The organism is Variovorax sp. PMC12, assembly GCF_003019815.1.
Classification (GTDB): Bacteria; Pseudomonadota; Gammaproteobacteria; order Burkholderiales; family Burkholderiaceae_C; genus Variovorax.
Genome location: NZ_CP027773.1, coordinates 428,293 through 440,000, shown reverse-complemented (window position 1 = coordinate 440,000; position 11,708 = coordinate 428,293). Strand labels below are relative to the sequence as shown.

Sequence of the window (11,708 nt, the reverse complement as noted above, 5' to 3'; positions counted from 1 at the left end):
CGCGCGCGTCGCGCACCAGGCGCTCGAGCGGAAACTCGCTCAGGTAGCCGTAGCCGCCGTGCAGTTGCAGCGCGTCGTTGCAGACGTTGAACCCGGCATCTGTCGCAAAGCGCTTCGCCATCGCGCAATAGGTGCTCGCGTCGGCATGGCCCGCGTCGAGCTTCGATGCCGCCAGCCGAACCATCTGCCGCGCCGCGACCAGTTCCGTCGCCATGTCGGCGAGCTTGAACTGCAGCGCCTGGAAGCTCGCGAGCGGCTTGCCGAACTGCTGGCGCTCATGCAGATAGCGCCGCGCCGCGTCGAGCGCCCCCTGCGCCGCCCCCACCGAGCAAGTTGCGATGTTGATGCGCCCGCCGTCCAGCCCCTTCATGGCAATGCGAAAGCCCTCGCCTTCCTTGCCCAGCAGGTTCTGCGCCGGGATGCGCACGTTGTCGAAACTGATGGTGCGCGTGGGCTGGCTGTTCCAGCCCATCTTGTGCTCCTTCTTGCCGTAGCTGATGCCGGGCGCATCGGCCGGCACCGCAAAGGCCGAGACGCCGCTCGCGCCCGCGCCGCCCGTGCGCGCCATCAGCACCAGCAAGTCGGTCGACCCCGCGCCGGAGATGAAGGCCTTGCCGCCGTTGATGACGTATTCGGCGCCCTGCAGTTCCGCGCGCGTCTTGAGCGACCCCGCATCCGACCCGGCGCCCGGCTCGGTGAGGCAGTAGGAAGCCAGCTTGCGCCCGCTGGTCAGCTCTTCGCCCCAGTGCTTCGCGACCTCGTCGGTAGCCCATGTGCCGAGCATCCACGTCGCCATGTTGTGGATGGTGATGAAAGCCGTGGTCGACGGGTCGACCGCGGCCATCTCCTCGAACACCAGCGCCGCATCGAGCCGCGGCAGGCCGAGGCCGCCGATGCGCTCGGGCGCATACAGCCCGCAGAAGCCCAGTTCGCCAGCCTTGGCGATGGCCTCCTTCGGAAAGATGGCTTCCGCGTCCCACCGCGCCGCATGCGGCGCGAACTCGGCCTGTGCAAAGTCGCGCGCGGTCTGCGCAAAGGCGTTCTGTTCTTCGGACAGTTCGAAATTCATTGTTCGCGACCCTTCCAGCGGTCCAGTTCGGCGGTGCGTTTGCGGGTCGATTTCTCCAGGCATGCGTTGAACACCAGCGGCCAGATGGAGCCACCTTCGCTCGCCTTCGCGGCACGCTTGCAAGCGGGATCGCGCCCCTTGAGCCACGTCCGCTGCTCGTTGCGCAGCGCGACGCGCATCTGCGGCGAGAGCGTCTTCATCACCTCGCCGTAGCGGATGTTGAGCGTGGCATCGGCCGCACGAAAGTCGCGCACCGCGCAGTCGTTCATCTGCTGCTGGTTTCCGTTCGGGTTGCAGTCGAGCGGCTCGTCTTGGCCGGCCGCCTGCGCCCCGCCGGCGAGCAGTAATGCGACCGCCGCCACCGCGCCCCAGGCCGCGACGCGAAGCCCGTGCCTCATTTGAGGCTGATGGTGGTGTTGACGCCGTGCGAGACGGTGCTGTCGTCGAACCAGCGTGCCGTCACGGTCTTGGTCTGCGTGTAGAACATGATGACCTGCTTGCCGTACGGACCCAGGTCGCCGAGCTTGGAGGCGCGCGAACCGGTGAACGAGAACATCGGCACCGGCACGGGAATCGGCACGTTGATGCCGACCTGGCCCACGTCGATGTCTTCCTGGAAGCGGCGTGCCGCGGCGCCCGACTGCGTGAAGATCGCCGTGCCGTTGCCGTTCGGGTTCCTGTTGATCAGGTCGATGGCCTCGTCGATGGACTCGGCGTCGGCAATGCACAGCACCGGGCCGAAGATTTCCTGGTCATAGATCGTCATGCCCGGCTTCACGCCTGTGAAGATCGTCGGGCCCACGAAGTTGCCCTTCTCATAGCCCGGCACGGTGGGCTTGCGGCCGTCGAGCACCAGCTTGGCGCCGTCGGCCTCGCCGCGCTCGATCAGGCTGTTCACACGGTCGTAGGCGGCGCACGACACCAGCGGCCCCACGTCCACGCCCTTCTCGGTGCCGGCGCCGATCTTCAGCGTCTTCGCCTTCTCGATGAGTTCGGGCACCCAGTTGCGCGCCTCGCCCACCAGCACAGCCACCGACACGGCCATGCAGCGCTGGCCCGCGGCACCGAAGCTCGCACCGGCCAGTGCATTGAGCGTCTGCTCCTTGTTGGCGTCGGGCATGACGATGGCGTGGTTCTTCGCGCCCATCATGCATTGCGCGCGCTTGCCGGCCAGCGTGGCGCGGTTGTAGACGTGCGTGCCGACCTTGGTCGAGCCGACGAAGCTGATCGCCTTGATGTCCTTGTGGTCGCAGATGCCGTTGACGATGGCTTCGCCGCCGTGCACCACGTTCAGCACGCCGGGCGGAATGCCGGCTTCGAGCGCCAGTTCGCACAGGCGCATGGTGACCATGGGGTCCTGCTCGGAGGGCTTCAGCACGAAGGTGTTGCCGGTGACGATGGCCATGGGGAACATCCACAGCGGGATCATGGCCGGGAAGTTGAACGGCGTGATGCCGGCGCATACGCCCAGCGGCTGCAGCAGCGTGTAGGTGTCGACACCGTTGGCCACGTTGTTGGCCAGTTCGCCGAGTTGCAGGTTGCCGATGTTCGATGCGTGCTCCACCACCTCGAGGCCGCGGAACACGTCGCCCTCGGCGTCGGGCAGCGTCTTGCCCTGCTCGGCGGTGAGGATGGCGGCCAGCTCGCCCATGTTCTCGCGGATGAGCTGCTGCAGCTTCAGGAAAATGCGGGCACGCGTGCCGATGGGGGTCTTGCGCCAGGTCTTGAATGCTTCCTTGGCGGAGGCCACTGCGGCGTCCAGTTCTGCCGGGGTCGCGAAGGGCACGCGGGCCAGCACCTGCTGCGTGGCCGGGTTGACGACGTCGCGCCATTCGGTGGTCTTGGATTCGACCAGCTTGCCGCCAATGAGCAGCTTGACGGTGGCGACCTGGGTCGACGGGGTGGTGGTGGCGTCCATGGGGGTTTTGTCTCCTGTGATCCTGTGAATTCGGTGCCGGCCCGGCCGGTGCAGAGCGACATCCTAGCTTTGCAGATTTGCCATGACAATAGACAAAAATGCGCCAAGGCTTTGCAAATTTGCAGAGCATCAACCAGAGGGCAAGCAAGCAGATGGATTGGGACAACCTTCGCTACTTCCTGGAGCTCGCTCGCTCCGGCACGCTCATGAGCGCCGCGCGCCGGCTCGAGGTCGACCACACCACGGTGGCGCGCCGCATCCAGGCGCTGGAGAAAGAGGTCGGCGCCCCGCTTTTCTCGCGTGAAGCGGGCGGCCACCGGCTCACCGAGGCAGGACGGCGGCTGCAGCCGCAGGTCGAGGCGATGGAGAGCGCCTTCCAGGCCGTGGAAAGCACCGCGCCTGCCTCGCAGGAAGGCCTGTCGGGCCTGGTGCGCATCGGCGCAACCGAGGGCTTCGGCACCGTGGTGCTGGCACCCCGTCTCGCGCTGTTCGCGGTGCAGCACCCGCGCCTGACCATCGATCTGCTGGCCATGCCGCGGCTGGTGCACCTGTCGCGGCGCGAAGCCGACATCGTGATCTCGCTCGAACGACCGGCGCGCGGCCCGGTGGTCGTCACCAAGCTCACCGACTACACGCTGCGGCTCTACGCATCGAAGCAGTACCTGTCGGCGCACAAGCCGATCAAGTCACGCGAAGACCTGCGCGGCCACACCTTCATCAGCTACGTGGACGACCTGCTGTTCAGCAAGGAGCTGCAATACCTCGACGAGCTCCACCGCCCCGACAGCTTCGCGCTGCGCAGCACCAGCGTGCTCGCGCAGCACAGCGCCGTGGCGGCGGGCGCGGGCATCGCGGTGCTGCCGGCCTTCATCGCCGAGAAAGACGGCGCGCTGCAGCCCGTGCTGCCCGGGCAGGCGAACTTCACGCGGACCTTCTGGATGTCGATGCCTGCGGAAACCAAACACCTCGTGCGGATGCAGGCGACCTGGGAATTCCTGCGGCAGACCGCCGAGGCGCACCGGGCCCTATTGCTGCTGGGCAGTCCGCCCGGCACCGCAGCCTGACGGCCCGGGTTGTGCCATGCTGGCGGCTCCCCGCCGTGAACAGCAAGGAGATCGGAATGCCTCGCAACCGCCCCGCCCGCCTGACCCACATCGCCGGCATCGGCGTCGACCGCATGGGCGCCATTGCCGATGACGCCGACGGCCCGCCGTTCCTTCGACTGGAGAACCTCGACGTCGACATCCCGCCCGACCCGGAGGCCGTCGCGCGCACGATGCGCGCCGCCTCCGAAGACTCGGACAACAGCTACCTGCCCTTCGTCGGCCAGTCGCGGCTGCGCGACGTGGCGGCGCGGCACGTGTCGGCGCTGTCGGGCGTGGCGTACAGCGGCGCGCGCAACTGCGTGATCTCGGCCGGCGGGCTGTCGGGCATCCTCAATGCGCTGCTCGCCACCGTCGAGGTCGGCGACGAAGTGCTGGTGACCGATCCGACCTACGCCGGGCTGCTCAACCGCATCCGCCTTGCCGGCGGCACCCCGAAGTACGCGCCCTTTCGCTTCACGCCCGGCGGCGAATGGAAGCTGGACCGCGACGCGCTTCAGGCCGCCGTCGGCCCGCGCGTGCGGGTGATGCTGCTGATGTCTCCGTCGATGCCCACCGGCGGCTGCTTCGACGAGGAAGACTGGCGCGCCATCGCCGACCTGTGCGTGCGGCACGACCTGACGCTGATCCTCGACACGGCCATGGAACGGCTGCTGTACGACGGCCGCCAGGTGATCCACCCCGCGGGCCTGCCGGGCATGGCCGGGCGCACCATCACCGTCGGCTCGTCGGCCAAGGAACTGCGCATGATCGGCTGGCGCGTGGGCTGGACCGTGGCACCCGAGAGCTACATGCCCGACCTCGTGGCCGTGTCGCTCGCGAACGTGGTGGTGCCGGTGGGCATCGCGCAGGACGCGGTGGCGACGGCGCTGGAGCAATCGCCTCGCACGCTCGCGCCGTATGTAAGCGAACTGGAACGCCGGCGAGACACGGTGCTCGACGAACTCAAGGGGCTGCCGGTCGGCGTGCCGGCCGGCGGCTGGTCGCTGCTGCTGCGTGCGAGCGACTTCGGCATCGACGGGCAGACGCTGTCCGAGCGGCTGTTGAAGTCGCGCGTCTGCGCCACCGCGATGCAGGGCTGGGGCGAGACGCATGGCGCGCAGTACCTGCGCTTCGTTTTCTCCAACGAACCCGTGGAGCGGTTGCGCGGACTGGGCGACAAGGTCCGCGCCGCGCTGGGCGCCTGACGGCTCAGGAGAAAAGGCGCTTCCAGAGGCTCTTGCCCGCAGGAGCCGGTTCGGCAGCAGCTGTAGCAACTGCGGCGGCTTCGGATTTTTCGAGCAGTTCCATCAGCCCCGGCACGCGCGGCTTCTTGAGCCGGCGCGCGTAGACGAGGTAGCTTTCCTCCTCGTCCCCGGTATAGAACAGCGGCGGCATCGGCAGCGACGGCATCGAGCCCAGCAGCACGCGCAACGCTTCGAGCCGGTTCATGCGGATGGCGCTGGTGATGGCGGTTTCGCCCAACGACGGAACGATCTCGTTGGCGCCTGCGAGCCCTTCGCCGAGCAGCGACCGGATGAGAGACGAGTCGCCTGCCACGGCCGCCGCGCCCAGCGCATCGAGGGCAGCCAGCTTCTCCGGCGACAGGCTGGCCTTGTAGGCATCGCTGCGCTTGTCGTTCTCGTCGCGCGCATCGCCGCCGGCCATCGTCATGAAGTCGGTCACCAGTGCCACGGGTTCGCCGGCCGCATCGAGCGCCCAGAAACTCGGGTAGCTGCCGTCGCCCCAGCCCGAGCTGAAGATCACGATGTTGTTCGCGGTGCCTTGCCCCTGCGGGTAATGGTTGGCGATGTCGGCCGAGCCCAGTTCCTCCGCGAGCACGTCGTCGTAATAGTTGAAATGGACAGATTTTTCGGACTCGCGCGCCTCGCGCTCGGCCATGGCCTTTGCCGCATCGGCATCCATGAAGCAGCCCACGCCGGCATCGACGGGGTAGCCGAAGAACTCGTCGTCTCCGAGCGCATCCTGCGATTGCCCTTCGAGGAGCGCCGGTTCCCAGCGCAGATCGGAAACCCGGTGCCCGCCGCGTTCGCCCAGCCACAGCACCGCCAGCGCATGGCGGCCCTTGTCGTGCAGCACCTCGACGGGAAATGCGCCGCGCCGGTTCACGCTGCGCACGAAGGCTGCGCGCTCGGGCTGCACCAGGGGATCACAGGCCACGATCCGGCCGCTCGTGATGTTCAGCAAGCCGCAGGGCTGACGATGCAGATGACGCGCGCCGAGTGCGTCGTCGTCGAGGAAAACGGATTGAAGGTTGTCGATATCGAGATAGGCCATGCAACCAGTTTCGCACTCATTGCATGACGGCCGGCCAGCGCGCCGCATGGCTGCCCGGTGGCATCGAGGGACGCGGCCACGCGGCGGGCGTTCGCTGAAGCATCGCGCCATGGCGCAACGCTGCCAGCTCACCAAAGCCCGAGGCGGTGGTCTCGACGTAGGGCGCAAGGCCGGGCTTGGCGATGGAAAGCCCGCCCGGCACGCGCCCCAGGCCGCGCAGCCAATGCCCCGTCTGCGCCAGCGACACCCGCACCTGCCAGCTGCCGCCTTCGCGCTGCTGCCGCCACAGCGCCGCGGCGGCGCCGAAAGCGATCAGGTAGCCGGTGGCCTCGTCGAGGATCTGCATGGGCAGCGGCTTGGGCTTGCCGTCCCCGGCGGCCTCGCCTTCGGCGTGGTTGAAGCCCATCGCCGTCTGCACCAGCGAGTCGAAACCCCGTCGGCTCGCCCACGGGCCCTGCGTGCCGTAGGCGCTCAGCGACACGCACACGATGCCCGGTCGCTGCTCTGCCAGCGCCGCCGGTCCGAATCCCAGGGCTTCGAGCCCGCCCGGCCGATAGCCCTGCACGAACACGTGCGCGTCGGCAACCAGCCGTTGCAGCGCCGCCCGGCCCTCCTCGGTCCGCAGGTCGGCATGCGCCGACAGCTTGCCGCGGCTCGTGTCCGCGATCGCCGAGATGTTCGGCAAATGCGGTGAATTCACGAGCATCACATCGGCGCCGTAGGCCGCGAGCGCGCGTCCGCCCACCGGGCCGGCCAGCACGCGCGTGAGGTCGAGCACGCGCAGGCCCGACAGCGGCCGTTCGTCTTCGCGAAGCGGCGGCAGCACGAGCGGCGGCGTGTCGCCGATGCGCTCGATGGTGAACAGGGGCTGCGCCGCGACGGCCTGCCCTTGCGGCGTGGCGTCCCATTCGTCGAAGCGCCGCAGTGCCGTCGCCACCAGCCCTGCCGCGGCAGCCGCGTCCTCGAAATCGCGGGCACGCCATGTGGCCATGGCAGCCTCCGCATCGGAGCGCGTGGCCGTGGCCGGATCGAGCTTCATCAGCCGCAGCGCGCCGTCGCGGTGATGCGCGAAGTTCGCGTGCACGCGCACCCATCCGTCGGCGCAGCAATAGAGCCCCGAGAACGCATCCCACTGATCCGGCACCTGCCCGTCGAGGCTGAACCAGCCGATGCACTCCAGCGCCGCGTGCAGCATGTCGACACCGACCTGCTGCCGCCCGGTGCCGCGCAAGTGCCCCAGCTCGCAGGCAGCCAGCGCCGCCGCTGCCATGGTGCTCTGCGCCGCGGTGCCGACCGCGAAGGACGATGGCAGCACCGGGTCGGCGCCGGTGAGCCGCGCAAACGACAGGGCTTCCTCGGGCAGGCCCGCGTGCCGCCAGATGCCGGCCAGAACTTCGCTCGCATTCATTTCGGTTCTCCAAGGCAAAAAGGCAGGGCCTGCTTCCGCTGCCCTGCCCTCTTGCAGTCGTTGCGCCAGTCCCTTACTGGATCAGCTTGGCGCCCGTCTTGGCCTGCAGCGCGTCGAAGGTGACGCCCGGCGCCAGTTCGACCACCTTCAGGCCCTCGGGCACCACGTCCATCACGGCCAGGTCGGTGATGATGCGGTCGACCACGCCCACGCCGGTCAGCGGCAAGGTGCACTTCTCGAGGATCTTCAGGTCCTCGGTGCCGTCCTTCTTCTTGGCAACGTGTTCCATCAGCACGATCACGCGTTTCACGCCGGCTACGAGGTCCATCGCACCGCCCATGCCCTTGACCATCTTGCCGGGGATCATCCAGTTGGCGAGGTCGCCCTTGGTGCTGACCTGCATCGCGCCCAGGATCGACAGGTTGATCTTGCCGCCGCGGATCATCGCGAAGCTGTCATGGCTGCCGAAGATGGCCGAGCCGGGCAGCGTGGTCACGGTCTGCTTGCCGGCGTTGATGAGGTCCGCGTCGACGTTGTCCTCGGTCGGGAACGGGCCGATGCCGAGCATGCCGTTCTCGCTCTGCAGCCAGACTTCCTTGGTGCCGGTGTGGTTGGCCACGAGCGTGGGAATGCCGATGCCGAGGTTGACGTAGAAGCCGTCTTCGAGTTCTTGGGCGGCGCGGGCCGCCATCTGGTCTTGGGTCCAGGGCATCTCAGGCTCCTTCTTTCTTGTTGGCGGGCACGGTGGGCACCGGCACTTCGCTGCCGGCTGCGGCCTGCGCGATGACGGCCTGGGCCTCGACCTTGGCGGCCGCGGCGTCCACCGGCGCGGCGGCGCTCACGGTGCGCTTCTCGATGCGCTTCTCGGGGTTGGCGTTGAGCACGATGCGGTGCACGTAGATGCCCGGCAGGTGGATGTCGTCGGGGGCCAGTTCGCCCACTTCCACGATCTTCTCGACCTCGACGATGCAGATCTTGCCGGCCATGGCCGCGGCCGGGTTGAAGTTGCGCGCCGTGAGGCGAAAGCGCAGGTTGCCGGACTTGTCGGCCACGTCGGCCTTCACCAGCGCCACGTCGGGCACCAGCGAATGTTCCATGACGTAGGTCTCGCCGCCGAACTCGCGCAGTTCCTTGCCTTCGGCCACTTGCGTGCCGACGCCGGTCTTGGTGAAGAAGGCCGGAATGCCCGCGCCGCCGGCGCGCAGCTTCTCGGCCAGCGTGCCCTGGGGCGTGAATTCGAGGGCCAGCTCGCCCGCGAGGTACTGGCGCTCGAACTCCTTGTTCTCGCCGACGTAGGACGCGATCATTTTCTTGATCTGGCGCGTTTCGAGCAGCTTGCCGAGGCCGAAACCGTCGACGCCCGCGTTGTTCGAAACGACGGTGAGGTTCTGCACGCCGGAATCCTTCAGCGCGTCGATCAGCGCTTCGGGAATGCCGCACAGGCCGAAGCCGCCGACCGCGAGCATCTGCCCGTCTGCGACGACCCCCTTGAGTGCCGCGTCCGCGGAGGGATAAATCTTGTTCACTCGGGCTCCTTGATGGATGAATGGAGAGTGGGTGGGAAAGCCTTGAACGATACTACCTACCCGCATACGTAGTATTTCGTAATGGTGACACCCGATGCCCGAAATCGATTACCGGCTGGCCTTTGAACACGCGCCCGTCGGCATGGTGGTTTCGAGCAACCGCACCATCGTGGCCTGCAACGTGCGCGTATGCGAGATTTTTGGCGCAACGCCCTCCGCACTGGTAGGGCATTCGTTCAGCATCCTGTACCCCAGCGTGGCTGAGTTCGAGCGCATCGGCAAGCGCATGGAGCCCTTTCTGAACGCCAGCGGGCACTACGCCGACAACCGCATGATGAAGCGCCTGGGCGGCCTGCACGGTGCGATCGCGGGCGAAACCTTCTGGTGCCACGTCACCGGCCATGCGATGAACCGCGCCGCCCCCCACGAGGCCGGCATCTGGACCTTCGAGGACCTGGGCTCGCGCCGCGCGGTGAAGGCCGAGCTCACACCACGCGAACGCGAGGTGGCGGCGCAGGTGATGCGCGGGCTGACCTCCAAGGAAATCGGCAAGGCGCTGGGCATCAGCCACCGCACGGTCGAACTGCACCGGGCGCGGCTGATGCGCAAGTACGCGGCCGCGACCACGGCGGAGCTGGTGCAGAAGCTCATCGCGGGTTAGGTGCCGGCGCCGCAGCCGCAGCCGCAGCCGCAGCCGCAGCCGCAAAAAAAAGTTTCAGCCAGGCGACCCCGGGATCGTTGCAAAAACGGAAACGCCGTGTCGACGAAAGCGCCGCGCCGGCGCGCTCCCGCGGGTCTATCGTTGAACCCACGCAGGCACACAGCCCGCAATCAACCCAGGAGCCTGACATGTCCACACGCATCCATTCCGAACGAAGCCTCTTGCTGCAAACGCAGGCCACCGCCGTGCGCGCGCATGCGCTCGTCGCGCAGAAACTGCCAGTCGCGCTGACGCTCTCCGCCATCATCCTGTCGATCGTCGGCGTGAAGCTCTAGCCGAAGCTGCGTCAGTCCGGCTTGATGTCCGCCGACTTGATCACCTTCGACCACGCGGCCAGTTCGTGGTCGACAAACTTCGCGAGCGTCGGCGAATCCATGTAGGTCGCGAAAGCGCCCTGCTCGTCCACCTTCTTGCGGAAGGACTCGCTCTCCACGATCTTCCTGATCTCCGCGCTCAGCCTGGCGACCACATCGGGCGGCGTCTTCGCCGGTGCGAACACCGCGAACCACGACTCCACCTCGTAGCCGGGCAAGCCCGCCTCGGCCGAAGTCGGCACATCGGGCATCGACGGATGCCGCTTGCTGCCCGTGTATGCCAGCGCCTTGATGCGCCCGGTCGCGAAATGGCCGATTACCGACGGTGGCGTGGTGATGAACATGTCGACGTTGCCCGAGATCAGGTCGTTGATGGCCGGCCCGGAGCCCTTGTACGGCACGTGCGTCATCGCCTGCTTCGACTGCCTCGACAGCAGTTCGCCCGCAATGTGCTGGATCGAGCCGTTGCCAGAAGATGCATAGAACAGGCCGCCCTCCTTCTTCTTGCCGTACTCGATGAGCTCCTTCATCGAGTTCACAGGCAGCTTGCCGCTCACCGCGACCACGTGCGGCGCGCGCATCACCATCGCCACCGGCACGAAGTCCCTGGTCGGGCTCCACTTGAGGTTCGGGTAGAGCGAGGGGTTGCCGACGTGGTAGCCCGAGTACTGCATCAGCAGCGTGTAGCCGTCGGGCGCGGCGCGCGCCACCCACTCGGCGCCGATGTTGCCGCTGGCGCCCGGCTTGTTGTCGACCACCACGGGCTGGCCCAGCGCGCGCTGCAGCGGCTCGCCGACCAGCCGCGCCATGATGTCGGTGGAACCGGCTGGCGCGGTGGGAACGACGAAGGTGATCGGTCTGGAAGGCCAGGTGTCGGCGCTGGCGGCAGAAGCGGCCAGCACGAGGCCGGCCGCGAGCAGGCGGCGAATGGTTTGCATGGTTCGTCTGTCTCCGGTGGTTTTCTTGTCCGCTGTCTTCGAAGCCCGCCCCTTCAGGCCGCGAGTTCCGATATCTCGATCAGGTTCAGGTCGGGGTCGCGCACATAGACCGAGCGGATGCGCGAAGTGGCGCCCGTGCGCATCACCGGCCCCTCGAGAATCGGCACGCCCTTGTCCGCCAGCCGCGCCATCACCACGTCGAGCGGCACGCTGGCGATGAAGCACAGGTCCAGCGAGCCTGGGGTCGGCAGTTGCGCCTTGGGTTCGAACTCGTGGCCCTTCACGTGCAGGTTGATCTTCTGGTTGCCGAAGCGGAAAGCCTTGCGCCCGGCGCCGAAGCTCTCGAGCGCCATGCCCATCACGTCGACATAGAAGCGGATGCAGTCTTCCTCGTGCGCGGTGGTCAGCACCAGGTGGTCCAGATGATCGATCAT

The 11,708-nt window shown here is 67.6% G+C and carries 13 protein-coding genes (1 of these 13 running past the window's edge); 4 read left to right on the top strand and 9 right to left on the bottom strand.

The genetic code is table 11. The features are described from left to right. The 3 genes in view from C4F17_RS02005 to C4F17_RS01995 are tightly spaced (each overlapping or abutting the next) and all read right to left on the bottom strand, a layout consistent with a single transcriptional unit that may run on beyond the window. Positions 1 to 1,069, bottom strand: partial view of an acyl-CoA dehydrogenase family protein gene (locus tag C4F17_RS02005; RefSeq protein WP_106934093.1) — the 5' portion only. The gene continues 86 nt to the left of window position 1, outside the view; only the first 1,069 of its 1,155 coding nucleotides appear in the window; its start codon is at positions 1,067 to 1,069; its stop codon lies beyond the left edge, outside the window. Then, positions 1,066 to 1,467: a lysozyme inhibitor LprI family protein gene (locus tag C4F17_RS02000; RefSeq protein ID WP_106934092.1), complete on the bottom strand. Its 402-nt coding sequence runs from the start codon at positions 1,465 to 1,467 to the stop codon at positions 1,066 to 1,068. The genes C4F17_RS02005 and C4F17_RS02000 overlap by 4 nt, the downstream gene beginning before the upstream one ends. Continuing rightward, complete coding sequence (locus C4F17_RS01995; protein ID WP_106934091.1) at positions 1,464 to 2,987, bottom strand: CoA-acylating methylmalonate-semialdehyde dehydrogenase; 1,524 nt, start codon at positions 2,985 to 2,987, stop codon at positions 1,464 to 1,466. Before C4F17_RS01995 ends, C4F17_RS02000 begins: the two co-directional genes overlap by 4 nt. A gap of 152 nt (positions 2,988 to 3,139) precedes the next feature. Between C4F17_RS01995 and C4F17_RS01990 the strand changes: the two genes are divergently transcribed. Further along, on the top strand, positions 3,140 to 4,051 hold the full coding sequence (locus C4F17_RS01990; RefSeq protein WP_106937411.1) for a LysR family transcriptional regulator: 912 nt from the start codon (positions 3,140 to 3,142) through the stop codon (positions 4,049 to 4,051). A 56-nt stretch (positions 4,052 to 4,107) separates the two neighbouring features. Next, positions 4,108 to 5,277, top strand: a complete 1,170-nt coding sequence (locus C4F17_RS01985) for a pyridoxal phosphate-dependent aminotransferase (protein WP_106937410.1) — start codon at positions 4,108 to 4,110, stop codon at positions 5,275 to 5,277. A 4-nt stretch (positions 5,278 to 5,281) separates the two neighbouring features. On the opposite strand, the gene C4F17_RS01980 is transcribed toward C4F17_RS01985, so the two are convergent. From C4F17_RS01980 to C4F17_RS01965, 4 genes are all read right to left on the bottom strand, one after another. Next, on the bottom strand, positions 5,282 to 6,367 hold the full coding sequence (locus C4F17_RS01980) for a DUF4241 domain-containing protein (protein WP_159053591.1): 1,086 nt from the start codon (positions 6,365 to 6,367) through the stop codon (positions 5,282 to 5,284). A gap of 16 nt (positions 6,368 to 6,383) precedes the next feature. After that, a complete protein-coding gene (locus C4F17_RS01975) occupies positions 6,384 to 7,775 on the bottom strand; it encodes a CoA transferase (RefSeq protein ID WP_106934089.1) in 1,392 nt (463 codons plus the stop codon). A 73-nt stretch (positions 7,776 to 7,848) separates the two neighbouring features. Continuing rightward, positions 7,849 to 8,487 carry a 3-oxoacid CoA-transferase subunit B gene (locus tag C4F17_RS01970; RefSeq protein ID WP_081267105.1) on the bottom strand — a complete coding sequence of 213 codons (639 nt, stop codon included), beginning with the start codon at positions 8,485 to 8,487 and terminating at the stop codon, positions 7,849 to 7,851. 1 nt (position 8,488) lies between these two features. Continuing rightward, entirely contained in the window at positions 8,489 to 9,301 is an 813-nt protein-coding gene (locus C4F17_RS01965) for a CoA transferase subunit A (protein ID WP_081267104.1), read from the bottom strand. Between the two features lie 94 nt (positions 9,302 to 9,395). Between C4F17_RS01965 and C4F17_RS01960 the strand changes: the two genes are divergently transcribed. Both C4F17_RS01960 and C4F17_RS33075 read left to right on the top strand, forming a co-directional pair. Next, positions 9,396 to 9,962 carry a LuxR C-terminal-related transcriptional regulator gene (locus tag C4F17_RS01960; RefSeq protein WP_081267103.1) on the top strand — a complete coding sequence of 189 codons (567 nt, stop codon included), beginning with the start codon at positions 9,396 to 9,398 and terminating at the stop codon, positions 9,960 to 9,962. Positions 9,963 to 10,150: 188 nt separating this feature from the next. Beyond that, positions 10,151 to 10,297: a hypothetical protein gene (locus C4F17_RS33075; RefSeq protein WP_172839808.1), complete on the top strand. Its 147-nt coding sequence runs from the start codon at positions 10,151 to 10,153 to the stop codon at positions 10,295 to 10,297. An 11-nt stretch (positions 10,298 to 10,308) separates the two neighbouring features. On the opposite strand, the gene C4F17_RS01955 is transcribed toward C4F17_RS33075, so the two are convergent. Continuing rightward, on the bottom strand, positions 10,309 to 11,274 hold the full coding sequence (locus C4F17_RS01955; RefSeq protein WP_106934088.1) for a Bug family tripartite tricarboxylate transporter substrate binding protein: 966 nt from the start codon (positions 11,272 to 11,274) through the stop codon (positions 10,309 to 10,311). Between the two features lie 53 nt (positions 11,275 to 11,327). Beyond that, on the bottom strand, positions 11,328 to 11,708 hold the full coding sequence (locus C4F17_RS01950; RefSeq protein WP_106934087.1) for a VOC family protein: 381 nt from the start codon (positions 11,706 to 11,708) through the stop codon (positions 11,328 to 11,330).